This window comes from Mesonia aquimarina, assembly GCF_003667275.1.
Classification (GTDB): domain Bacteria; phylum Bacteroidota; class Bacteroidia; order Flavobacteriales; family Flavobacteriaceae; genus Mesonia; species Mesonia aquimarina.
In genome coordinates this window covers 243,127-267,457 of record NZ_RCNV01000003.1, presented here as the reverse complement: position 1 = coordinate 267,457, position 24,331 = coordinate 243,127, and the positions used below count along the sequence as shown (strand labels likewise).

The window sequence follows — 24,331 nt, the reverse complement described above, 5'->3', positions numbered from 1 at the left end:
TAATTAAAGTAGTCGCAATATATCTAGAATAAGCTGTAAAAACAACAGCTTTTGCGGCTTCCTAAAAAGTTTATATATTTATGAGTTGTAAACCGTTTATATTAAGTATATGAAATTTTCTGCTTTTTTATTTCTGTTTTTATTTCCTTTTTTAATCTTAAAAGCACAAAAATCCAACTCTTTTGTAGTGGAATATGGCGTTGAATATCGTGGGATCATGATGGATACCGCTTATTTTTCAGATAAAGATCAAAAAGCAATGATTGTGAAATTAGAAAAAATGAAAGAACGAGCCTTGGCTTATGATGAATCTTATGTAAAGTTGAAAGTAAATGATAAATATGCAGCTTTAGAGCGTATCCCTATTATGACTAAAGATGATGAGATGTACAGTGCTGAAAGGGCTAGTAATTTTTTGTTTCCATTTATTTATAGGCAAAACGAAAATAAACTTTGTACTATGCATGAGGTTAATGGAAAAGAGTATTGTATAGAAGATAGTAGGATTTTTAATTGGGAAATTACTAAAGAAACCAAAAAGATTATTAGTTACGAATGCATAAAAGCTATCCATAAATATGAAGTAAAAGGAAAACAAAAGGAGATTATAGTATGGTTTACTCCAAATATTCCTGTAGGAGTTGGACCTGTAAGATACCGAGGATTACCAGGTTTAATTTTAGGTGTAGAGTATTTTAATAATACCAGATATATTTATGCGCGAAATATTAGCTTTAAAGAAAGTATAGACATTAAAATTCCTAATAAAGATAAAATTATTACAGAAGAAAAAGCAAAAGAGTTGAGAGGTTGGTAATTCTTTAATGAACATAATAGAATGCAGTAATCAAATGAAAAATATAGTTTGTTTTATTTTATTGGTCTTATTAGGCTTTATTGTTAAGGCTCAAGAATCAGGAGAAATCGAGTTTGGTACTGAATATAAAAGCATGACTATTGACACTTCTAAAATTTCAGATCATCGGCGAAAAGATTTTTATGTAAGCCAAGCAAATAATGCTAAAATGGCTTTAAAAGGAGATCGCTCATATTTTAAAGTGAAATTTAATAATGAGGGTGCGCTTACTGAAAAAATTCCTATCATGAAACCTGATAATGGTCTTGCTCCTTACATGTACTCAATGATGACGGAACAATTATATATTGAAAATATTCCTTACTCAATACGTAATATTGGAGGTAAAGTTTTTTATGTAAAATACAAAAATATATTTACACCTTGGAAAATTACAGATGAAACCAAATCTATTTTAGGTTATAAATGTAGAAAGGCGATTACCTATTTTAATAGCGAAAGAATTAAAAATAAAGACCCAATAATAGCTTGGTTTACAGAAGAAATCCCTGCTAGTTATGGGCCTTATCGTTATTACGGCTTACCTGGTTTTATTTTAGAGGTTTACGAATTAGGAAGAAGGCATTATGCTAGAAAAATCACTTTAAATAAAAAAGTAAAAATAGATTTTCCAAAAGAAGAGGAACTGTATACCCAAGAGGAGTTTAGAAATAGAAAATAATATTCATTGTTAAAGACGATTTTAATAAATAACTGCAAATCAATTCAACCGAAGAAAAATTTTTTTTTCTTCGGTTTATTTTATATCCTATTCGTAGTTTCTTTACAAGCGCAAGAAGTGCAACGTTCGGGGATTATCCAAGATAGTCTGCAAAATCCTATTGCGCATGCCAATGTAATTGCCACACCGCAAGATTCTACTTTACAAACTACTTTTTCTATTACGGATCAGCAAGGTCGCTATAAACTCGATTTAATAGCGAAAAAAAGTTATGCCTTAAAAATTACGCATTTAGCTTTTGGGAAACAACTCGATTCGGTGAATATTGCTAAAAGTGATACTAAAAATTATACACTTTTTAAACGTACCGAAAGTTTAGAAGAAGTGGTCATTGAGCAAGAAATGGCAGTCGTGGTAAAAGAAGATACCATTCGCTATAAAGTAGATCAATTTAAAACCGGCGATGAACGCAAACTACGCGATATTCTTAAAAAATTACCCGGGGTAGAAGTAGATCGAGAAGGAAACGTAAAAGTAAACGGAAAAAAAGTTAAAAAACTCATGATCGAAGGGCAAGAGTTTTTTACAGGCGACCCAAAATTGGGCGTTAATAATATTCCTGCCGATGCTGTAAAAGAAGTAGAAGCGCTAGATAACGATCCCGAAATTGCGATGCTAAAAGGTTTAGATGATAGTCAGCGTATGGTGCTTAATATCAAACTGAAAGAAGGGAAAAAGAATTTCGCTTTTGGTGAATCTGAAGTTGGCGGTGGCATAAAAGAGCGGTATTATGTAAATCCAAATATATTTTATTACAGTCCCAAAAGAAGTATAAACGTTTTAGGAGATTTTAATAATACAGGTGAAAGTGCCTTTTCGTATTCAGATTTAATGGATTTTGAAGGCGGTTTTTATGCACTTCGCGGAACACAGAATAAATTTGCCACACAACCTTCAGCAAGTTTATTTAGCGGTAATAACGGATTTTTAAACAAAAATAAATTAGGCGCCGCAAGTTGGTCAGAACGTTTGGCAAAATACCTTCGTTTAGATGCTTATGCAATTGTAAAAGATGCTTTTTCAGAAAGTAGAACCGTTCAAGAAATCAATTATTTTAGTCAAGAACAAGAAGATGAATACCGTGTAAATCAAGATAAAAGTAGTCAGTTTTTTTCCTTGGGGAAAGTGAAATTACGTTACGATAATTTAAACGATTGGGATGTACAAACCAATTTTCTTATAAAGTATGCTGATGCTGAAATTCGGGATCAAACCATTTCTAGAAGCGCCAATGAAAATATCTTTTTTAACGATTATAATGATACACGTTCGTTCTCGATAACAAATGTAAATAGTATTAATAAAAAGTTTTCTTATAAGCACACGCTAAGTATCAATACCAATTTTGAATATAACGAAAAAGACAATAATTTTGATTGGTTGTTTAATCAGCCTATTTTTAATGAGATTATTCCGATTGTAGAAACACCAAATGAGGATATCAATCTATTAAAAAACAATTCCTCTTCCTCACAATTATTTCAATTAGACGCAAAACATTATTGGGTTTTAAACAATACCAATCATTTATATCCTTCCGCGGGAATTAATTATTTAAATAAAGATTTTAATACGTTTGAATATCAAGCGTTGGATGATGGAAGCATCAATAATTTTCAAGATGCCGGTTTTAATAATCAGTTAGATTTTAAGTTAATCGATGTTTTTGGCGGTTTTCAATATAAAGCGATGTTTGGTAAATGGATAACCCGCGCCGGTGCATTTGCACATTTGTATTCTTGGCGCGCAAAACAATTTGATTCAGAAATCGTCAATAATCAAAAAGCAGTTATTTTACCGGAAGCCATGGCAAAATGGGATATTAATGATGTAGAAAAATTCCGGTTTGATTATCGTTTAAATTCCACCTTTGCTGATGCCGAAAAATTTGCTAATCGTTTTCAGTTGATGAGTTTTAACAGCATTTACAGCGGAAATGAAAATTTAGAAAATGAATTGTATCATGATTTAGATGTCTCCTATCGAAATTATAGCTATTACAGTAAAATTAATTACAGTATTCGTTTGGGGTACGCCGCGCGAGAACAAAGTATTCGGGAAGTTACGCAATTGGAAGGAATCAATTACATCAACACCAGTATTCTGACCGATTTACCGGAAAACACCTATTCCGGAAATGTTTCGGTATCCAAACGTTTTAAATCTGGTTTAACGCTTAGCGTGAACGGAAACACTTATTTAAGAGATTATGCGCGAATTGTAAATACAGAACGTATAGATTATAATTCTAATAATTACTCGTACTCCGTTAAAGGAAAATATTATAAAAAGAATTTTCCAACCATAGAAATTGCGTTTCGACAATCATTTAGTGTTTTTTCTTCCAAAGATCAAGAAGCAACACGGTTTACACAACTCAATCCCAGAGCAACTATAAAGTATCGATTTTTTAAAGATTTTTTATTTGAAGGGGATTATGAATATACTTATTATTTAAATCAAAATACCAATCAATCCAGTACATTTCAAATCGGAAACGCAAGTTTACGCTACAAGCAAGAATCGAGTGCTTGGGGATTTGGTGTTGAAGCTATGAATGTTTTTGATGTGAATTTTAGAAGAAATAATACTGCTTCAAATTTTCTAATCAGCGACAGGAGAACTTTTCTTCAACCCCGAATTTTATTGTTGAAAGTTACGTATCAGTTGTAATTAAAAACTTATCGCCGTTTCGTTTGAAATATCAAATGAGAAGTCTTGTTTCTTGTTTCTAAAAGCGAAGCGGTCTTGCTTCTTAATCGTATAACACCAATTCAATATGTTAACTTAAAACTATCTTCAAAATTACTCAAACCCCCGTTGTCGTTTCGCTTCAAAAATTAAAATTCCTGCGGCAACAGATACATTCATCGAATCGATTTTTCCTTGCATCGGGATGTGAATATTTTGTTTTGCAGCTTTTCGCCATTCTTCACTTAGCCCATCAGCTTCAGTTCCTACGATAATTGCAGTTGCTGAGGTGAAATCTTGATTCGTGTAAATTTCAGATTCTTGTAAAATAGCGGTGTAAATCGCGATGTTTTTTTCTTTTAAATAGGTAATAATTTCTGATGTACTTCCGCTGGCAATCTGGTTGGTAAATACACAACCCACACTTGATCTGATGATGTTCGGGTTGTAAATGTCGGTTTTAGGATTGGTTATGAGCACCGCATCTACATTTGCTGCATCGGCAGTTCGTAAAAGTGCGCCAATATTACCGGGTTTTTCCGGAGCTTCAGCAACTAAAATCAACGGATTTTCTGAATTGAATTGTAAGCTTGCTAAACTGTTTTCTTTTGCTTTTGCGAGTGCTAAAATTCCTTCGGTACTTCCGCGGTAAGCCACTTTTTGATAAACTTCTTTGGAAAGCTCAATGGTATCGAACTGAGAAAAATTCTCCATTAGTAATTCCGGCTCTTCAAAAATATCTGGGCAACAATAAATTGTTTCTAATTCGTAATCTGCTGCTAGAGCAAGGTTTATTTCCCGAAGTCCTTCTATGATAAAAGATTTCTCTTTCCGTCGAGCACGCGATTTTTCTTGTAATTGAACAAGTTTTTTTACAGTCTTATTTTGAATGCTGCTAATTTGCTTTTGCATAAACTTTGAATCTATAGGAAAAGTAATGATTTTTTGATTTATAAAAATAGTATAAAAGTGTTGTTATAACATACTTATTTTACTCGGTAAAGCATAGTCTCTAAATTCCCTTTAAAGTCTGGAGATTTCATAGATAAAAGCTGTTTTTCTTCTTTCACCTTAAAATTAAAAGGAGCTGTAAGGAGGTTTATACCGCTTTGTTTTTTTAGCCGAATACCTTGTCCTGAAATGATGTCTTTATTGGGTTCAAAATCCTCTTCCGGGAGGTGTTCGGTTAAAATTATATATTTATAATTATATAATTTTTTCACTATATTTTTTATTTCAGCATTCGATAAATGTTGCAGCACTTGTCTTACGATAGCGCAGTCTCCAAAGGGTAGTTCATCTTTTGCAATATCGAGGCTGTAAAATTCTAAATTATTTCTTTTAAATGTTTGTTTGTTATGGTCGATTAAACCGGGCACAATATCGATAGCAATATAGTTGCTGGCATATTGTACCAACTCCTTCCCTATGTTAAAATCGCCACAGCCTAAGTCACAAACCACCGGAGGGCTTTCCAAGCTTTTTAAAAAGCTAGATACGACCGCTACATAAGATTTTACAACTTGCGGATGATGCGAGCCCAATCCTGAATAAAATTCAGCATTCTTACCACCCCAGAGATTTTTTTCGTATATCTGAACCATAGCATCTTTTGTTGGCCAGGTTTTTTTCTGAGATATTTTCATATCACATTGTATAAGGTAAAATTAAAATATTTATTTATCTAATGTAAATGTATATGTTTTTTTAGCTTCATCTTTTAAGAGGGAAAAACCTACTTCACTTATAAAATTAATTTCTAAGATACGAGGTTGAAATGGCAAACTTTCAAAACGGAGTGAATCTATAATATAGGTTGCGATCGACTGAGCACGTGCATTTGAATAGGTGTTGTTTTTGAAAATTTTTTCGATATCATTTGTGTTTTTAAGAGCAATGGAAAGTAACTTTCTATCTTCTGTTGTTTGGCCGTAGGCTGTTTTATTAACGGTGACAAAGTTCAATTTAAAACTTTCTGCGTTATATTTTTCAGCTAAAACTTTTTCGGTTTTAATCATTTCTCGTTCGTCTGTACCGCAAGATGCTAAGATGATAAAGAATGAAATTAGTAAATGAAATTTGTATTTCATAGGCTCTAATTTGTATTATTCAGTAGGTTTGGGTTAGTTATATCTGTACAAATATAAATTTTTATAGGAAGTAATTACGGGATCATGTAAGACCTTGTTTAATAAGTACTTAATGTTTTACGAGCATAATTTTATTGTGTTAGGAATTAAATGTATAAGTTTAATCTATGTTTGTTTTAGGTAATATTAATTGCGCGAAATTCTAAAACTTCTTTGAAAAATTATTAATGAATTTAAATTTAAAGTGTTGTTATAAAGAATTTTTACCTTTAAAATAATTAACTAATAAAGCCACCACATAATTATAACTATCAATGCCTTGTGGTTGATTGTTAACTTGCAAATAGCCGCCATAAAATTCCTTAAAATAAGGTTCAAGCGGATTTTCATGGGTTTGCCAAAATAAATCGACTTCACGATAATTTTTTCGAATTCCCAACGGAAGTTGAGCGATTAAATTTTCGGCAGCACAGGGGTTTTGTAAAAGTAAATCACCCAAACAATATTTTAAGGCAAAGGTGTGACCGGCATAGCGCATATGCGTGTTTTGATGATTCATAGTATTTAAACAAGCAATAAAATTAGCTTCGTTTTCTTTGGCATAACCCAGTTGATGTCCGATCTCGTGACTAATGGTGCTGGGGAGTTTAAATTCAGGTATCCAATTGTTGATTTGCGCTTCGCCTGTAAATGGATTCAGGTATCCGTTAAAGCCCATATAGGTTAATGGAATCGTAAAAAGTGAGGGCTTTATACTTTTTTGTCGATAGTAAAGATGTGGGTATTCCGCTTCCAAATCTTGATAACCGTTGGTGGCCATTTTTTTTAGTTCAAGATGACTGAAATTAAAATCTACTTTTATAGTATCTGCGCTTACCAGTTGCTGATGTAATGCTGCCGTTTCATCAATTAACTTTCTACTGAAGTCGATCAACTCCGTTTCTGTGTAATGATTTTTAATTTCCAGTGATTGATGTAGCGGTAAACGATAATAGTTGAAGCCCCAAAAAAGATGAAAAATCCCGTATAGAAAAGAGAGAGTGGCAGTGGCTTGCAATAACCATTTTTTAGGCTGTTTGAAACGTGTTTTTATTCGAATAAAAATCCACCGAATACATAAAATAACTAAAAAAGCATATAAAAAATCACCGATAGAAAAAGGAATCCAGCCCAATATAAACCTAAAGAATAAGGAGATTTTCGGATAAATTCCGTTGCTATAATAGGTCTCAATAAATTCCGGATAATCAGCTAAAAAAGAAATTCCCAATACTTGAAGCGGGAATAATATGGCTAAGCTAAGTTGAATCTTTTTCTTCACAGCCTAAAAATACAAACTAAATCAGCTTCTACAAATTTTATAGTTGAATGGAGAAACAATATCTTTGCGAGAATTCTTGTAAAGAACGCGATTATTTATAAGAATTGCGATGTTTCATCAGGTGGAAACATTTAATACAAACCTAGTAAATCAAAAAAAATGAGTCAAGAAATAAGAAATTTAGAACCAAGTCAAGTGTGGAATAAATTTGCCGATTTAAATGCAGTGCCGCGTCCTTCTAAAAAAGAAGAACGTGTAATTGCTTTTATGAAAGATTTCGGTAAAAATCTAGGCTTAGAAACTATAGAAGACAGCGCAGGAAATGTCATTATAAAAAAGCCTGCTACTGCCGGTTTAGAAGATCGCCAAACTATTGTGTTGCAATCGCATTTAGATATGGTTCACCAAAAGAATAACGATACCGATTTTGATTTTGCTACACAAGGAATCGAAATGTATGTTGATGGTGATTGGGTGCGAGCAAAAGGAACAACTTTAGGTGCCGATAATGGATTGGGCGTAGCAACGATGATGGCAGTTTTAGAAAGCGATACTATTGAGCATCCGGCTATTGAAGCACTTTTCACGATCGATGAAGAAACCGGAATGACCGGAGCAAAACAGCTTGATGAAAATGTACTTGACGGACAAATTTTGTTAAACTTAGATACCGAAGAAGATGATGAAATTGGTATTGGATGTGCCGGAGGCGTAGATTTAACAGCAATGAAAAATTACGCAGAAGAAACTCCAAAAGAAAATTCTAAGGCATATAAAATCACGGTAAATGGTTTAAACGGCGGACATTCAGGAATGGATATCATTAAAGGGTTGGGGAATGCCAATAAATTAATGAATAGAGTTTTATATGGTTTACAAGAACAAACTGCAATACAAATTGCTAGTATACAAGGAGGTGGATTACGTAATGCAATTCCAAGAGAAAGTGTTACTGAAATTGTAGTGCCAAAAGCAGAAGCGGAAGCTTTTCAGAAAAGTTTAAACGAATTAGGTGAAGCTATTAAAACGGAATACAAGACGTTAGAGCAGAATTTACATATTCTTGCAGAAGAAATAGCTGTGCCGGAAAAAGTAATGAAAGCAAGCGCTCAAAAAGAATTATTAAATGCTTTATATGTAACACATAATGGTGTTTACAGAATGAGTCCTGATATTGAAGGTTTAGTGGAAACTTCTAATAATATAGCCAAAGTAAGTGTAGAAAATGGAACGGCAGAAATTTCTTGTTTAACGCGTTCTTCTGTAGAATCTAATAAATGGGATTTAGCAAACTCCTTACGTGCCGGATTTGAACTTGCCGGATTTGAAGTGAATTTCTCCGGTGAATATCCGGGTTGGGCGCCCAACCCAGATTCATCAATTTTAAAAGTTTTAGATGAATTATATACTAAGCAAATAGGGGAGAAGGCAAATGTTGCGGCTTGTCACGCCGGTTTGGAATGCGGAATTATTGGAAGTCATTATCCTAATTTAGATATGATTTCTTTTGGACCTACTATTCGTGGAGCACACTCTCCGGATGAGCGTGCAAGTATTTCTTCTACACAAAAATTCTGGAAATTCTTTTTAGAAGTACTTAAAAATATTCCAAAAAAATAATTTAATTTTCTATTCAAAAAAGCCTTACAACTTAAATTGTGAGGCTTTTTTAGTTAAGAATCTTTCCACTTAATATTACAACCAATACTTGGTTTTTGCGGAGTAGGAGCTTTGCGGTTATTTAAGATAGCGTCTAAGGCTTCTCGCATACTTCGCCCGGTAACCGGGAGTCCATTTTGTGGGCGAGAATCATCTAATTGCCCGTGATAAGTTAATTCTAAATCCGCATCAAAAACATAAAAATCTGGCGTGCAAGAAGCCTGGTAAGCTTTTGCTATTTCTTGTGTTTCATCATATAAATATGGAAAAGTATAATTGAGTTCTTGCGCCGTTTTATACATTAAAGCCGGTTGATCTTCAGGATGCTTTTTAACATCATTGCTAGAAATGGCAGCAAACCCAAAACCTAATACGCGATAATCGTTAGCTAAACGGACTAACTCTTCGTTTACGTGTTTTACAAACGGACAATGATTGCAGATAAACATAATAACCGTTCCTTTTTTTCCTTTGATTTGCGATAAAGAAAATTTTATATTGGTTATGGTGTCTAAGAGCTTAAAATCCGGAGCTTTAGTGCCTAATGTTAATTCGTTTGATTCCGTTAATGCCATGAATAAAATAATTTAAAATTTTAAGTTACTAAAATTCTTCTAATTTTATGGGAAAAATAATATGCAATGGAAATAAATTGGAATGACTTTCAAAAAGTTGATATGCGTGTTGGGACAATTATAGAAATTGAAGATTTTCCTGAAGTGAAAAACCCGGCCTATAAAATGCATATAGATTTTGGACAGGAAACAGGAATTAAAAAAACTTCTGCACAACTCACCACACGTTATAAAAAAGAAGATTTGTTGGGAAAGCAAGTCGTCGCGGTGGTAAATTTTCCGAAGAAACAGATTGCCAATATCATGAGTGAATGTTTGGTGTTAGGTGCGGTAAATGGAAAGGATATCACAATCATTCAGCCTGAAGCGAAGCTAGAAAATGGTTTGCGGATTGGATAAAATTACTTGTATAATTTTATACATTAAAAATGAAAAATGTAGCGTTAATAACGGGTGCAAGTAGCGGAATAGGTAAAGCGTTGGCGGAGATTCACGCCGCAAGCGGAGATTTAGTCATTATTGCAAGAAGCGAAGATGAATTGAATGCTTTAAAAAATGAATTAGAGGTTGAGTATAATTCAACTATTCTTGTTATAGTAAAAGATTTGACAGTAGAAAATGCTCCTAAAGAAGTTTTCGATCACTTAAAACGTAAAAATATTGAAGTTGAATACCTTATTAATAATGCTGGTTTTGGGGGTGTTGGGAAGTTTGTAAATAGAAAACTGGAAGAAGACTTAGCAATGATTCAGTTAAATGTAATGGCACTAACTAGCTTAACTCGGTTATTTTTACCTGAAATGCTGGAAAGAAATTCAGGTAAAATTTTGAATATTTCCTCAATTGCCAGCTTAATGCCCGGTCCAAATCAAGCTACGTATTTTGCTACAAAAGCTTATGTAACTTCCTTTAGTCAAGCTATTGCTGGAGAAGTTGCAGATTCAAAAGTTAGCGTAACAGCATTGTTACCAGGGGCAACTAAAACAAATTTTGGTAAGGTTTCCGGGATGGATAAAACAATGCTTTTCAATAATCCAGCTAGCGTGAATGAAGTTGCAAAAGAAGGTTATAAAGCTATGATGAAAGGGAAGCTTGTAAAAAAAACAGGTATTGGTCTGTCTCAAAAAATAATGTTACTATTATTGCCATTAATTCCTAAGAGAATTTTACTATCAACAGTAAAAAAAATGCAACAATGATAAAAGCGTATTAAAACATTTTTATTATTTTCCAATTTATTAGTAAATCAAAAATTGAACTTATGCAGGGAACAAAAACTCCAACCTGGTTTTTAATAGTGAGTATTATTTTACTCATTTGGAATTTAATGGGCGTATTTGCTTTTTTTAATCACCTGTTAATGGATGCCGAAGCTATCAACGCATTACCCGAAGCAGAGCAAAATCTATATGCAAAATATCCTTTATGGACAGAAATTGCTTATGCTTTAGCAGTGTTTGGAGGAGCTATTGGTTGTTTGGGGCTGGTTTTAAAACAAAAGTGGGCTAAACCGGTATTAATTATTTCTTTGTTGGGAGTTATTGTGCAAATGTATCATAGTCTATTTATTGCAAAAGCAACAGAAGTTTATGGTCCGGGTGCAATTGCTATGCCTATTATGGTGACACTTTTTGCCGTATTTCTAGTGTGGTTTGCTAATTATGCAATAAAAAGAGGATGGCTTAAATAAAATTTTATTTGATAAAAAATAGTCTAATGATTGGCAATCTTTTTTATTTAGGAATATGCTTATTTACTAATGAAATATATTTCTTTTTGGCTTCATCTTGCGATAAATGTTTTACTTGAAAAAGCGCATTCATTTTAAAGGCACCTACTAATTGTGTTTCGTCTAAATTTTCTAATTGATGCGGTGTATTATCTCCTGTAGCACGTTTATAATAAGCATAAAAATGAAGCATCAAGTCTGGAGGAAAGCGTAAAGAAGTTTCGCTTGCACGTTTAAAAGCTTCTTTAAATTCATGATCTAACTCTTTATCCATCATAAGAAATTACAGTTTTGCAATAACACTAACGCCTCCTTTTACTTTTTGATTTAACGAAACGTCAACCTTTGCATTTAAAGGTAATAAAACATCAACACGAGAACCAAATTTAATAAACCCGCTATCTGTTCCTTGAATAACTTCTTGACCTTCTTCAGCATAATTTACAATGCGTTTTGCCATTGCTCCCGCAATTTGTCTGTATAAAACTTCTCCAAATTGTTCATTTTTTACAACAACGCTAGTCCGCTCATTTTCTTCACTGGATTTTGGATGCCATGCGACTAAAAATTTTCCCGGATGATATTTGCTGTAAGTTACTTTACCGCTAACAGGATGACGTGTTACGTGAACATTTATTGGAGACATAAATATTGAGACTTGTAATCTTTTCTCTTTGAAATATTCTTTTTCAAATACCTCTTCAATAACCACTACTTTACCATCAACAGGAGCAACCGCTTGGTAATTATCTATAATTGTACCACGCTTCGGATTTCTAAAAAATTGAAGAATTAAAATAAAAATGATAATACTAAGTGCAAGAATTAGTTGTACTACCCAGGTTTTTTCTATAAAATAGATTGATAGAAGATTGATACCTAAACAGATTAAAAAGGTAACTCCTATAATTTTATAGCCTTCTTTATGAAACATATTGTATAATTAATAAATAAGCATAAATAAATGTGCTGGCAAAAAGAATACTGTCTAATCTATCAAGTAAACCACCGTGACCCGGCATTAATGCTCCACTGTCTTTCACGTTGGCTTGTCTTTTTAGCTTAGATTGTATAAGATCTCCTAATGTACCAAATATACTGATTATGGTTGCTATGCCTAACCAAATTTTATAGTCAAATATAGTAGTATAATTGTAAATTACATAACTTGCCAGTAAAGAAAAAAAGAAACCTCCTAAAAAGCCTTCTACAGTTTTTTTAGGAGAAATACGTTCAAATAGCTTTGTACGTCCAAAATTTTTGCCGACTAAGTAAGCAAAGCTATCGTTCACCCAAACTAGCATGAATGATCCTAAAAGTAGTTCTGGAGCATAATTCCCTTCATAATATGGAATTAATGTCATAAATATAAAGGAAGAAATTAAGTAAAAAATTACAAGTAAATATTTCTTTCCTTCAAAAAGGGGTATTTTATGAATAATCATTAAATCTTTCAGCAGTAAAATTTTAATTAAAAGTGTGAAAATTAAAAGTGCCGTTAATGCGTAGTTATTTAATTGAAAGATGCTGAAAAAAAGTAGGAAACCTATAAAGATAAAATAGGAAAGGTAGCTGTTAAGCTGAAGTAATTTTTGCAATTCGTACAAGCTGATGATACCAAAAATAAAGATTAAAGCCCAAAAGCTGTATTCTGATACGAGGACAGTTGTAATCAATAAAAAAGCATAAAACGCACCAGATACGCCCCTCGTAATAAATTCCTTCATATTATAAATCTTCCAAAAGCAGCAAATATAGGTTTTTTGTAGTACTTCCGTAACTCATAAAATCACTCTCTTCTTTATTTTCAAAAGTTTTGATAGTGGTAATATTTGTCGGAATTTTATTCCTATTTTTTGTTTTAATTCCGCGTAAACCTTCGCCAATAGTGTCTATAAGCTGACTTGTTGCTGCAAAAATGATAAAGTCATGCGGAAGTTCGTGTAATTTTGTTTCTTTTATTTGATTTGATGAAACCAATAAAGCCCCTGTATTCGCTATAAGATATTCACAAGTAGATAAGAAAAAAGAACCGTTAATCTTTTTTGAAAAATTAATATCTGATGTTTTAAACATTTCTTGCAAAGATTCATCAAAACAGCAAGCTTCAGCGTCGTGCCAATTATTCTCCTTTAAAATTTCTCGAAAAACGTCTAACACCTCATTTTTATCTGTACAGTATAAAAATTTACCCCCGTTTTTTTTAAAATTAATCATAAAATTTTCATCGGTAGGGGTCTCTGGTTCAGGCATGTATTTACTCTGTTCCGGATCCTTGGAATCTTTATTTTTGTCTGATTTAGATTTAGATCGTAAAAATTTTCTAAATAGACTCATAGGCTTTTTTAAGGGGTATAATAAAAATTTTTATAGGTTTTAGTCCAAATATAAAAAATCTTGATTTAACCCATAGCTAAATCAAGATTTTTTAAGGTTTATTTACCGTTTTTATTCCTTTGGAGTGGTTTCTTGTTTTTCTCCTTTGTTTACTTTAGAAGTGTTTTCAGCAGCATAATCTTCTTGCTTTTCTTCTGATTTCAACTTTATATTATCCGAATTATTTTTTGCGTGAGGTCTATCACCAAAAATTCGTTGAAGATCATCTTTAAAAATAACCTCTTTTTCTAACAATATTTCTGCAAGTTCTGTGAGCTTATCTTTATGTTCCTCTAATAAAGCAAGCGCACGCTCATATTGTGTTTCAATAATATTAGAAATTTCTTTATCAATTAATTCAGAGGTTTTTTCACTATAAGGCTTTGTAAAATTATATTCGCTTTGTCCGCTAGAATCGTAATAGGTAAGATTTCCTAATTTGTCATTTAAGCCATAAACGGTCACCATTGCCTTTGCTTGCTTGGTAACTTTCTCTAAATCGCTTAATGCTCCGGTAGAAATCTTATTAAAAATCACCTTTTCTGCAGCACGACCACCCATCGTAGCACACATTTCATCTAGCATTTGTTCAGTCCTGACGATAAGCCTTTCTTCTGGCAAATACCAAGCAGCTCCTAAAGATTGTCCTCTGGGCACAATTGTAACTTTAACAAGAGGAGCAGCGTGCTCAAGCATCCAGCTTACGGTTGCGTGACCGGCTTCGTGAAATGCAATTGCTTTTTTCTCTTCTGGTGTAATAATTTTATTTTTCTTTTCTAAGCCGCCAACAATTCTGTCTACAGCATCTAAAAAGTCTTGCTTACCTACAGCTTTGTTTCCTTTACGGGCAGCAATTAGAGCAGCTTCATTACAAACATTAGCAATGTCTGCTCCCGAGAATCCCGGAGTTTGTTTTGCTAAAAACTCTACATCTAATTCGTTTGCTATCTTTTTAAGTGGACGTAAATGCACTTCAAAGATTTCTTTACGTTCACGAACATCAGGTAAATCAACAAATATCTGACGGTCAAATCGTCCTGCACGCATTAAAGCTTTATCTAAAACATCGGCGCGGTTAGTAGCTGCAAGTACAATTACATTGGTGTTGGTACCAAAACCATCCATTTCTGTTAATAGCTGATTCAGGGTATTTTCGCGCTCATCGTTAGATCCTGAAAAGTTACTTTTTCCTCTAGATCTACCAATAGCATCTATTTCATCAATAAAAATAATGGCAGGAGATTTTTCTTTCGCTTGTTTAAATAAATCTCGAACTCTGGAAGCTCCAACACCAACAAACATCTCAACAAAATCTGAGCCTGATAAAGAGAAAAACGGCACTTTAGCTTCTCCCGCTACAGCTTTAGCGAGTAAAGTTTTACCGGTTCCCGGCGAACCTACAAGTAAAGCTCCTTTAGGAATTTTACCTCCTAAGGACGTGTATTTTTCAGGTTGTTTCAAGAAATCTACAATTTCTTGTACTTCTTCTTTTGCACCTTCTAGACCGGCTACATCTTTAAAAGAAGTTTTAACATCCGTATTTTGGTCAAATAGTTTGGCTTTTGATTTTCCGATGTTGAAAATTTGGCCTCCGGCGCCGCCACCGCCACCGCCGCTCATTCTTCTCATTATGAAAATCCAAATACCAAAAATTAAAATAAATGGGAGGAAGGTTAATAAGATATCGCCCCACATATTGGTTTCTTGCTCAAAAGTAATGTTAGCGGAAACATTATTTTCTTTTTCTATATTTTCGACATCTTCCTGAAACTTTTTTAAGTCTCCAAAAAAGAACGTATAGGCTGGTGTTTCTCCTGTTGGAATAATACCGGGCTCTGATTTCTTTTTATGAATGTCTTTTTCTTTGGCTTTATCGGTTAAATAAACATTTGCTTTTTGTTTATTGATAACCACTAATTTTTTTACATCACCATCTTTGAGAAATTCTTCAAACTTTGCCGAATTTATTTCGTTGGGTTCGTTAAAACTTCCACCAAAAAAATTGATGCCTAAAAAAATAAGAATAATTCCGGCGTAGATCCAATAAGAATTAAATTTAGGCTTTTTGTTTTCTGGTTTTTTATTTTTTTGCTCTTTCGCCATTTTAGCTGATAATTTTTTTTAGTAATTCGTTTCTATAGTAGTTGTTTTTGCATCTCCCCAGAGTCCTTCAATATCATAAAACTCACGAATGTGTTTCTGGAAAACATGAACTACTACATTTACATAATCTATTAAAACCCATTCGGCATTTTCTGTTCCTTCAACATGCCAGGGTTTGTCTTTAATAGATTTGCTAACTGTTTTTTGAATGGAGTTTACAATGGCGTTGACTTGTGTATTTGAAGTTCCGCTACAAATCACAAAATAATCACAAACGGTATTATCTATCTCTCTTAAATCTAACAACTGAATGTCTTGTCCTTTAACTTCTTCAATTCCTTCTAGGATATGCGCAATAAGTTGGTCTGTGTTATTTTCTTTTTTTACCATTAATTTTATTTATTTTCAGCAAAGTTATTATTTTTTAGCTTTTTTTTGCCTTCTAGACATAACAATATTTCTATAATAACTCTGTATTCTTTATGCGTAGTATCAAAGTTCTTGCCACTGATTCCACAAACACGTTTTTGCGCGACCTATTTCGTGAAAATTCTGCTATCGAAAACTGTTGCGTAATAGCCAATAAACAAACAGCCGGTAAAGGGCAAATGGGGTCGACTTGGATCACTGAAGAGGGCAAAAACCTTACGTGTAGCATTTTGTTGAATGATTTATCACTTCCTTTAGATCAACAATTTAAAGTTAGTGCCCTTGCGGCTATTGGTGTTTTAAAAGCACTTTCTAAACTAAATATACCTAAATTAAATTTAAAATGGCCTAACGACATATTGGCAGAACAACAAAAAATATGTGGCATATTAATCGAAAATATTCTACAAGGAGATGCCATTAAAGCCAGCATCATCGGGATTGGCTTAAATGTAAATCAAACCAATTTCTCAGGTCTAGCACAAGCTTCCTCTTTAAAACTACAAACAGGAATAGATTACGATTTAGATTATTTGTTAAAAACTGTGGTGGAAGAAGTAGAGAAAGAAGTTTTGTCAGCCATAAAACTCCCTATAGAAGAAATTATAAAACGTTACAAAACCTATTTATTTCGTTTAGAAAAACCCTCTATGTTTGAGTTCCCTGATGGAAAACAAGAACCAGGTATCATAAAAAACATCTCCAAACAAGGCCATTTAGAAGTCATGTTTGAAGATGCTGTTTTAAAATCTTTTGAAGTAAAAGAAGTAAAAATGTTATACTAAAGCTTACCTAAGTTATCACTCAAGGTATTGATGAATTTTTTAAGCGGAGATTTTATCATCATCGCCATCATACTATTAAACTCACCATCAAATAGTAATTGTACTTCACTTGTATTATCGTCAATAGCTTTGATATTTGCTTTAAGTGTAAATGATAATTTATCACTTTTAGAGCCTAAAACAACAGTGTCATTAGGATTGGTTTCTTGTATTTGTAATGCGATTTCCGGCATTCCTTTTAACTGAAACAAAAAGCTGTCTTGGCTTAAAATGTCAAATTTCTGAATGCTCTCCGGCATTATTTTATTGTAATTGCTAACATCAGTTAAAAACGTAAAGGTTTCTTGCTGACTTTTTTGTACGGTATTTTTGTTACTTTCTAAGTGCATAAGTTTATTTTGGAGACCAATTGGCAGGATCCAATCGCCATCTTTTTAAGGTTTCTGCTTCTTCTTTATTCAGATAATTAGTTTGGTAGGCCTGATCTACCAAATTATCGTAATTACTCAACACGTTTACTTGAAGTTCTTCGCTATCAATATTTTCCTTGGCAACATCAAACCCGTAAGAAAATATAGCGAGCATGCCTTTAACATTAGCGCCGGCTTTCTTTAATGCCTTTACAGCGTTTAAGCTGCTTTTTCCGGTACTTATTAAATCTTCAATAACAACTACATTTTGTCCGGTTTCTAAATAACCTTCAATTTGGTTTTGTCTTCCATGTTTTTTGGGTTCCGGGCGAACGTAAACAAACGGCAAACCTAAATATTCGGCTACTAACATCCCAATACCAATGGCTCCGGTAGCTACGCCTGCAATCACATCGGGTTTTCCGTAAAGTTCTTCAACGCTTTTAGCCATGTTTTCGCGTATAAAGTTTCTAATAGGTGGGTATGAAAGTACAATTCTGTTGTCACAATAAATTGGCGACTTCCAACCACTGGCCCATGTAAAAGGTTCTTGCGGATCTAATTTTATTGCCTTAATTTGCAAAAGCAATTCAGCTGTTTTTTTAGCTGTTTCTTTATCTAAAATCATACTTGAAAATGTATAAAGTTTTTGTAAATGACATTCCTATAATTCTTTCTACAAAAAAGGATATTGGAGACCAATATACATCAATTCCTATAAAAAAGGCAAAGATAAAAAGGATTATCAAACAAGTGGTGCATGGCGACTTGTTTTATGTAAATCTTTACCATAAAAAAGAAGAAAAACTTCTAAAGCACCTTAAAAAAAAGCTGAAAACAATTGTGGCCGGTGGCGGAATGGTATTTAATGATAAAGGTGAAATTTTATTTATTTATCGAAATAACCGTTGGGATTTGCCAAAAGGAAAGGCAGAAAAAAATGAAACAATACAGGAAACGGCTATTCGGGAAGTGGAAGAAGAAACTATGGTCGAAGGGCTTGAAATCACTCAGTTTTTACAAACCACGTACCATATTCTAAAGCGGAATGGCAAATATAAGTTGAAAGAAACCTATTGGTTTGAAATGAGAACCAGCTTTGATGGAAAATTAGTTCCGCAAGAGAAGGAGGGAATTACGAAAGTTGAATGGCGAAATTTTGAAAAATCGCAGAAAGCACTCAAAAAATCTTATGAAAATATCAAGCTGCTTTTTCCAAAAGAATATTTAATTCAGCATCCTAAAAACAGGGTATTCTAAATGCGCTTCTTCATAATACGAAGTTTGTTTATGAATCCAATCTAATTGTGCATACCAATTATCACTAAATTCTTGGTCAGTTTTTTTCTTGGCTTCATACTTCTCTTTCAATTTAGGATTTTCCTGTAAAAGTTTCCAGGCTAAATCTTCAAAAACATAGGGAGAAAAATGTTCTTTTTGCTGAAGAATGCTGTCAAAGAAATTCCAATTAAAAAAGGAGTCGACCGCCATAGGTTCTAAGGTTTCCAATAAATAGCGAATTCCTCGTTGATTTGTTGCAACAATAAAATCTCCTTTTCTAAATTTAACTTTTTTAGTTGAAGAAGAAACTTTTGTGGCAAAATGCGGATAATGACCTTCGTAGGCATTTTCTCGCGTTTGGTAATCTTCAATTCTGTAAGCCTCAACTTCCATAATAGAATCTTTTTCGAACGCGGTCATTTCAATTTGATTCAGTTTTAATAAATCGATCACTTTCCACCAAGCCTGCGGAATTATATAGGCTTTCGGAATGCTTACCGTATCGCTAGGTTTATAAGAATTATAATAGTTTACATCTTTCGTGTACGGTTTATTTCGATCATATTTTAAGCGATCTTTTCCGGTAATCTTACTCTTAATTTTTTCAGCTTCGTACCCTTTAAAAGCAAGTGTTGAAGTTTTAGAACTATCTACTTCATAATTAAAATAATATTCGTTTTTTTGCTGAAAAATACTATCGGCTTCCGTTTTTAAATTCTTAATTTTTCTGCCTTCATTATCTAAAATTTTAATTGCCGAAAGCATTAATTCATAGGTTCCTTTTACGCGTTTCTTGTAAGGTTTTAGCATATGCGTTTCTACCATCATTCCCGGAGTGTTCCAAAGCGAAGCATAACCCGTAGAATAGCGCGGATTGTCTAAAAATTGCGAAAAACCAACTTCTGGGCTTTCATTAAATACATTTACATAGGGTGTAATTGGCCAATCTTTTTTAGCCAAACTATCTTCTAATTGCACTCGAAAACTTTCTTCTAGATAGCTGCCTAACTTTCCTGACAACTTATTGTACTGGGTGAAAAGATGCGTAAGTGTGTATTGATAATCTGCGCCATTACTGACGTGATTATCAATAAAAAAATCGGGTTTTAACTGATGAAATATTTCCGCGAAAGCGCGTGTATTTTTAGTATCGGTTTTTATAAAATCGCGATTAAGGTCATAATTTTGAGCATTGCCTCGAAAACCATAAGCTTTTGGTCCGTTTTGATTGGTTCTCGAATGGAAATTACGGTTTAAAGCGCCACCAATATTATACACCGGTATGGTGGCAATAATCGTGTTCTCTGGAAGTTCGATGGAATCTTGTGCAAAATCACGTAACATCATCATAGTAGCATCAATGCCGTCACTTTCACCGGGATGAATTCCGTTATTTATAAAAAGAATATTTTTATCTTTTTGTAAATTTTTAAAATCGAAGTCTTTATCAGGATTGTAAATTACTAAATGCAATGATTTTCCGCTATCGGTTTCTCCGTATTCTTCCATAGAAATAGAGGTAAACGCATCGTCTAGATCTTTATAAAACTTTATAATTTCAGGATAGGTTGCCGTTTCTTTTCCTTCAGATTTTTCAAAACGTGTTGTAAAATCGTATTCTTTGACTAAACGATACTTAGAAAAATCACAACTCGCTAAACTTGTAATCAGAAAAAATAAGAGGACTTTTTTCATAAAATAAAAATTGAAGTACCCAAAAGTAAAGAAATCTAATGGCTTGCCATAATTGTTCGTAAACTTTAGTACTAGAATTTGTTCTGTTAAAATACTATTAATTTAGAAAATTTAAATAATCTTCCTCTTATTAATCGCTTACTTTAGTGAAAAATGAATTTTTATGAAAAGAAATTATCTTTATTTCGGCTTATTTTTCAGCCTTGTTTTGTTGGTTGGGAGTTGTAAAAATAACCGAAAAGTAACCGAACAGGAAAAAGAAGAAATTCAACAAGATAGTACTTCAACTACCGTAGAAACCGCTGTGGGTAAATTAACGCTTCCGGCACCATTTAGCACAAAATCTGTTAGAAAAAGAAGTGAGATCGTTAATTGGAAAGCAGATGAAAAACCTATAGCTCCGGCAGGTTTTACCGTTGAACGTTTTGCTGATAATTTAAAACATCCACGGAGAACTTATGTAGCTGAAAATGGCGATTATTTTGTTGTCGAAAGTAACGATGCTAGCAGTAGTGCCAATCAAATAACATTATTACGTGATAATAATAACGACGGTAAAGTAGAAGAGCGTTTTCTATTTCTAGAAGATTTAAATCAGCCTTACGGAATGTTAATTCTTAACAATTATTTCTATGTTGCTAATGTTGATGGTTTGGTTCGGTATCCTTATAAGAAAGGACAAACAAAAATTGAAGGAGAACCCGAGAAAATTTTAGCGCTACCGGCAGGAGGTTATAATCATCATTGGACCAGAAATTTAATAAGTAATAAAGAGCAAACTAAAATATACATTACAGTGGGTTCTTCTAGCAATGTGGGAGAACACGGTATGGAAAAAGAAAAAAGAAGAGCCGGGATTTTAGAAATTAATCCTGATGGAACCGGCGAAAAAATTTATGCTTCCGGGTTAAGAAATCCTGTCGGAATGGACTGGAATCCCATAACCGGTGAATTATGGACTGCCGTAAATGAGCGCGATAAATTAGGCGATAATTTGGTTCCCGATTATGCCACGAGCGTTAAAGAAGGCGGTTGGTATGGTTGGCCGTATTCGTATTACGGGCAAATTAAAGATCCACGTTGGAAAGACGACCCACATCCAGAAATGGTTCAAAAAGCAATTATTCCTGATGTTCCTTTAGGTTCACACACTGCTTCACTTGGATTCCAATTTTATACCGGCGATAAATTTCCTGAAAAATATAAAAACGGTGCTTTTGTAGGGCAACACGGTTCTTGGAATCGCTCAATTTTAAGCGGGTATAAAATAGTTTTTATCCCTTTTGAAAATGGGAAGCCACAACAACCTGAAGATTTTTTAACCGGTTTTATTCAGAATGAAGAAGAATCCTTAGTCCACGGTCGCCCGGTTGGCGTGGCACAAGCTTTAGATGGTTCACTTTTAGTAAATGATGATGACGGCGGAATTATTTGGAGAGTAACACCAAATGACAAATAAGTCTATTTTTCAGTTGATAAAAATAGAAATAGGGGTGTTGTTGTGCTTTTTCGGGGTAATTTCTGCGAAAGCACAACAAAATCCTACAAAAAAAGATAGCACTTCCTTAGAGAAAGTATTGATTCAATCGACTTCTATTGAAGATGAAATGCAATCGATCCCGGCGGCGGTAAATTATTTGGATGCTGAAGAATTAACGCGTAATTCAGCTACTTTATTAACCGAATCTTTTAATAGAAAACCCGGTATTTTTACCCAAGAAGGCGCGTTAAATACCAACAGAATTTCCATTCGCGGAATTGGTGCGCGAGCACAATATGGTACCAATCGCGTAAAAGCATATTTTAATGAAATCCCAATAAGTTCTGGCGACGGACAAACGGTTATTAACGATATTGCGCCAGAAAGTATCGATCATATTGAAACTATAAAAGGACCAAATTCCAGTATTTACGGTTCAGGTTTGGGTGGTGTACTAAACCTATATGCTAAAAAACCCCGGTATAATGAAAATTTTGCTGAAGTTTCTTCCACCTTCGGAAGTTATCAATTATTAAAAAATTCGGTGAATACCGGTTTTAGTTCAACTTCAGGAAATATTTTCGCAAATTATACACATCTAGAGCAAGAAGGTTATCGAGAAAATTCAGCGTACGATCGGAAATCGTTAACCTTAAATGGAAATTTATATGCTTCTGCGAAATCTACCTTATCTTTTATTGGAAATTTTACGCGTTTGAAGGCTTTTATTCCGAGTTCGATTAGTAAAACAGATTTTAATGAAAACCCGAGTCAAGCTGCGTTTACGTGGAAACAAGCAAAAGGATTTGAATCCTATGATAAAGTTTTAGTAGGTTTATCGTATTCCTATAAATTTTCTGAAGACTTCAAAAATTCAACCAGTATTTTTACCAATTATAAAGATGCGTATGAGCCGCGACCTTTTGATATTTTAAAAGAAGAAAGTTATAATTTGGGGGTACGAACGCGTTTTAATTTTACTACTGAATTTTTTAAGCTTCCGCTACAAACGAGTTTTGGTGCAGAGGTTTTAAGTGAAAATTACAGCGGAAGTAATTTTGAAAATTTATATGAAGATTTTCCGGGTGAAGGAAGCGTTCGCGGAAATATAATCGCCAACGCCGATCAAGATAGAAATTACTATAACTTTTTTGGTCAGTTAAATTTATCACTTTCTAAACGTTGGAAAATAGAAGGAGGGCTTAATGTCAATCAAACGGATTATGAAATAACTGATTTGTTTGTAGAAGATGAAATCGATCAATCGGGCGATTATCAATTCAATACCGAATGGTCACCACGAATTGCCGCTCTTTATAAAATTTCTTCCACTAAAAATATGTATGCTAGCATTAGCAAAGGGTTTTCAATTCCCACGGTAGATGAAACCTTAACCCCCGAAGGAAGAATTAATACCCAATTAAATCCCGAAACCGGCTGGAATTATGAAATCGGTTTTAAAGGAACCTGGTTTAAAAATTTATATACAGAAATTTCCGTGTACACGATTCAAGTATCCGATTTGTTGGTCGCGCGGCGTGTTGCTGAAGATCGCTATGTTGGAATTAACGCCGGAAAAACCGATCATAACGGATTAGAAATTTTGCTGAATTATAATGTAGAACTCTCTGATTTTATTCGGTTGAAACCTTACTTTTCTGCGAGTTTTAATGAATATTCATTTGATGAATTTACCGATCAAGGGAATAATTATAGTGGAAATGAACTTACCGGCGTTCCCGATAGAAAAATAAATCTTGGATTAGATGTGCAAACGAAAAACGGATTTTCATTCTATAGCAATGCCTTATTTGTTTCCGAAATACCGTTGAACGACGCGAATTCAAAATACAGTGATGCTTATCAATTAGTCAATTTAAAAGCCGCTTATGAATTAAAAGCAATCGATTTTTTAAGGATTAACTTTCAAGCCGGAATAAATAATGTGTTTAATGAACAGTACGCAGTAAGCATTTTACCGAATGCCATTGGCTTTGGCAACAGCGAACCACGTTATTATTACCCTGGAAATCCAAGAAATTATTATGGGGGTGTAGGAGTGAAGTGTTTGTTTTGATCTTCTTAAATAATAACGTCACCCTAAACTTG

25 protein-coding genes are annotated in these 24,331 nt (G+C 33.6%); 11 read left to right on the top strand and 14 right to left on the bottom strand.

Annotated elements, in window-relative coordinates; translation table 11 throughout:
* Nucleotides 1-109 precede the first annotated feature (109 nt).
* From D9R05_RS06700 to D9R05_RS06690, 3 genes are read left to right on the top strand one after another with little or no spacing between them, the layout of a single operon-like run.
* A complete protein-coding gene (locus tag D9R05_RS06700) occupies nt 110-817 on the top strand; it encodes a GLPGLI family protein (protein WP_121666443.1) in 708 nt (235 codons plus the stop codon).
* Nucleotides 818-851: 34 nt separating this feature from the next.
* Nucleotides 852-1,538, top strand: coding sequence for a GLPGLI family protein (locus D9R05_RS06695; RefSeq protein ID WP_162984915.1), 687 nt, complete (start codon nt 852-854; stop codon nt 1,536-1,538).
* A gap of 6 nt (nt 1,539-1,544) precedes the next feature.
* The gene (locus tag D9R05_RS06690) at nt 1,545-4,271 is read left to right on the top strand and encodes a TonB-dependent receptor (RefSeq protein ID WP_121666441.1); all 2,727 of its coding nucleotides are present in this window, start codon (nt 1,545-1,547) and stop codon (nt 4,269-4,271) included.
* Between the two features lie 132 nt (nt 4,272-4,403).
* Here D9R05_RS06690 and D9R05_RS06685 read toward each other — a convergent pair whose 3' ends face one another.
* The 4 genes from D9R05_RS06685 to D9R05_RS06670 all read right to left on the bottom strand — a co-directional run bounded on the left by D9R05_RS06685 (nt 4,404) and on the right by D9R05_RS06670 (nt 7,700).
* Nucleotides 4,404-5,201, bottom strand: coding sequence for a TrmH family RNA methyltransferase (locus D9R05_RS06685; RefSeq protein ID WP_121666440.1), 798 nt, complete (start codon nt 5,199-5,201; stop codon nt 4,404-4,406).
* Between the two features lie 74 nt (nt 5,202-5,275).
* A complete protein-coding gene (locus tag D9R05_RS06680; protein WP_121666439.1) occupies nt 5,276-5,935 on the bottom strand; it encodes a class I SAM-dependent methyltransferase in 660 nt (219 codons plus the stop codon).
* Between the two features lie 30 nt (nt 5,936-5,965).
* The gene (locus D9R05_RS06675; protein ID WP_121666438.1) at nt 5,966-6,379 is read right to left on the bottom strand and encodes a hypothetical protein; all 414 of its coding nucleotides are present in this window, start codon (nt 6,377-6,379) and stop codon (nt 5,966-5,968) included.
* Nucleotides 6,380-6,629: 250 nt separating this feature from the next.
* The gene (locus tag D9R05_RS06670; protein WP_121666437.1) at nt 6,630-7,700 is read right to left on the bottom strand and encodes a DUF3810 domain-containing protein; all 1,071 of its coding nucleotides are present in this window, start codon (nt 7,698-7,700) and stop codon (nt 6,630-6,632) included.
* Between the two features lie 159 nt (nt 7,701-7,859).
* On the opposite strand from D9R05_RS06670, the gene D9R05_RS06665 reads away from it, so the two are divergent.
* A complete protein-coding gene (locus tag D9R05_RS06665; RefSeq protein WP_121666436.1) occupies nt 7,860-9,320 on the top strand; it encodes an aminoacyl-histidine dipeptidase in 1,461 nt (486 codons plus the stop codon).
* Nucleotides 9,321-9,373: 53 nt separating this feature from the next.
* Here D9R05_RS06665 and D9R05_RS06660 read toward each other — a convergent pair whose 3' ends face one another.
* A complete protein-coding gene (locus D9R05_RS06660) occupies nt 9,374-9,934 on the bottom strand; it encodes a thioredoxin family protein (RefSeq protein WP_121666435.1) in 561 nt (186 codons plus the stop codon).
* A 66-nt stretch (nt 9,935-10,000) separates the two neighbouring features.
* Here D9R05_RS06660 and D9R05_RS06655 point away from each other — a divergent pair, with 66 nt between their 5' ends.
* The 3 genes from D9R05_RS06655 (at nt 10,001) to D9R05_RS06645 (ending at nt 11,624) form a co-directional block, all read left to right on the top strand.
* Nucleotides 10,001-10,333, top strand: coding sequence for a tRNA-binding protein (locus D9R05_RS06655; protein WP_121666434.1), 333 nt, complete (start codon nt 10,001-10,003; stop codon nt 10,331-10,333).
* 29 nt (nt 10,334-10,362) lie between these two features.
* Nucleotides 10,363-11,133, top strand: a complete 771-nt coding sequence (locus D9R05_RS06650) for an SDR family NAD(P)-dependent oxidoreductase (RefSeq protein ID WP_121666433.1) — start codon at nt 10,363-10,365, stop codon at nt 11,131-11,133.
* Between the two features lie 62 nt (nt 11,134-11,195).
* Complete coding sequence (locus D9R05_RS06645; RefSeq protein WP_121666432.1) at nt 11,196-11,624, top strand: hypothetical protein; 429 nt, start codon at nt 11,196-11,198, stop codon at nt 11,622-11,624.
* Nucleotides 11,625-11,667: 43 nt separating this feature from the next.
* Here the strand turns inward: D9R05_RS06645 and D9R05_RS06640 are convergent, their stop codons facing one another.
* The 6 genes from D9R05_RS06640 to rsfS form a co-directional block, all read right to left on the bottom strand.
* The gene (locus D9R05_RS06640) at nt 11,668-11,940 is read right to left on the bottom strand and encodes an acyl-CoA-binding protein (RefSeq protein WP_121666431.1); all 273 of its coding nucleotides are present in this window, start codon (nt 11,938-11,940) and stop codon (nt 11,668-11,670) included.
* Nucleotides 11,941-11,946: 6 nt separating this feature from the next.
* The gene (locus D9R05_RS06635) at nt 11,947-12,597 is read right to left on the bottom strand and encodes a phosphatidylserine decarboxylase family protein (RefSeq protein ID WP_121666430.1); all 651 of its coding nucleotides are present in this window, start codon (nt 12,595-12,597) and stop codon (nt 11,947-11,949) included.
* A complete protein-coding gene (locus D9R05_RS06630) occupies nt 12,587-13,390 on the bottom strand; it encodes a phosphatidate cytidylyltransferase (protein WP_121666429.1) in 804 nt (267 codons plus the stop codon). The genes D9R05_RS06635 and D9R05_RS06630 overlap by 11 nt, the downstream gene beginning before the upstream one ends.
* 1 nt (nt 13,391) lies before the next feature.
* Entirely contained in the window at nt 13,392-14,000 is a 609-nt protein-coding gene (locus D9R05_RS06625; protein ID WP_121666428.1) for an LUD domain-containing protein, read from the bottom strand.
* Between the two features lie 111 nt (nt 14,001-14,111).
* Nucleotides 14,112-16,142: an ATP-dependent zinc metalloprotease FtsH gene (gene ftsH, locus D9R05_RS06620; RefSeq protein WP_121666427.1), complete on the bottom strand. Its 2,031-nt coding sequence runs from the start codon at nt 16,140-16,142 to the stop codon at nt 14,112-14,114.
* Between the two features lie 18 nt (nt 16,143-16,160).
* Entirely contained in the window at nt 16,161-16,532 is a 372-nt protein-coding gene (gene rsfS, locus D9R05_RS06615) for a ribosome silencing factor (RefSeq protein ID WP_121666426.1), read from the bottom strand.
* Between the two features lie 92 nt (nt 16,533-16,624).
* Here rsfS and D9R05_RS06610 point away from each other — a divergent pair, with 92 nt between their 5' ends.
* Nucleotides 16,625-17,356, top strand: coding sequence for a biotin--[acetyl-CoA-carboxylase] ligase (locus D9R05_RS06610; RefSeq protein ID WP_121666425.1), 732 nt, complete (start codon nt 16,625-16,627; stop codon nt 17,354-17,356).
* Here the strand turns inward: D9R05_RS06610 and D9R05_RS06605 are convergent.
* Nucleotides 17,353-17,745 (bottom strand): SRPBCC family protein, encoded by a 393-nt coding sequence (locus D9R05_RS06605; RefSeq protein WP_121666424.1) that lies wholly within the window; start codon nt 17,743-17,745, stop codon nt 17,353-17,355. The genes D9R05_RS06610 and D9R05_RS06605 overlap by 4 nt on opposite strands.
* Before the next feature lie 4 nt (nt 17,746-17,749).
* Complete coding sequence (gene pyrE / locus D9R05_RS06600) at nt 17,750-18,394, bottom strand: orotate phosphoribosyltransferase (protein ID WP_121666423.1); 645 nt, start codon at nt 18,392-18,394, stop codon at nt 17,750-17,752.
* 8 nt (nt 18,395-18,402) lie between these two features.
* On the opposite strand from pyrE, the gene D9R05_RS06595 reads away from it, so the two are divergent.
* Nucleotides 18,403-19,026 carry an NUDIX hydrolase gene (locus D9R05_RS06595; protein WP_121666422.1) on the top strand — a complete coding sequence of 208 codons (624 nt, stop codon included), beginning with the start codon at nt 18,403-18,405 and terminating at the stop codon, nt 19,024-19,026.
* Here the strand turns inward: D9R05_RS06595 and D9R05_RS06590 are convergent.
* Nucleotides 18,994-20,742 carry a M14 family metallopeptidase gene (locus D9R05_RS06590; RefSeq protein ID WP_121666421.1) on the bottom strand — a complete coding sequence of 583 codons (1,749 nt, stop codon included), beginning with the start codon at nt 20,740-20,742 and terminating at the stop codon, nt 18,994-18,996. The genes D9R05_RS06595 and D9R05_RS06590 overlap by 33 nt on opposite strands.
* 163 nt (nt 20,743-20,905) lie before the next feature.
* Between D9R05_RS06590 and D9R05_RS06585 the strand changes: the two genes are divergently transcribed.
* On the top strand, nt 20,906-22,201 hold the full coding sequence (locus D9R05_RS06585; protein WP_121666420.1) for a PQQ-dependent sugar dehydrogenase: 1,296 nt from the start codon (nt 20,906-20,908) through the stop codon (nt 22,199-22,201).
* Nucleotides 22,191-24,299: a TonB-dependent receptor family protein gene (locus D9R05_RS06580; protein WP_121666419.1), complete on the top strand. Its 2,109-nt coding sequence runs from the start codon at nt 22,191-22,193 to the stop codon at nt 24,297-24,299. The genes D9R05_RS06585 and D9R05_RS06580 overlap by 11 nt, the downstream gene beginning before the upstream one ends.
* The last annotated feature ends 32 nt before the right edge of the window (nt 24,300-24,331 follow it).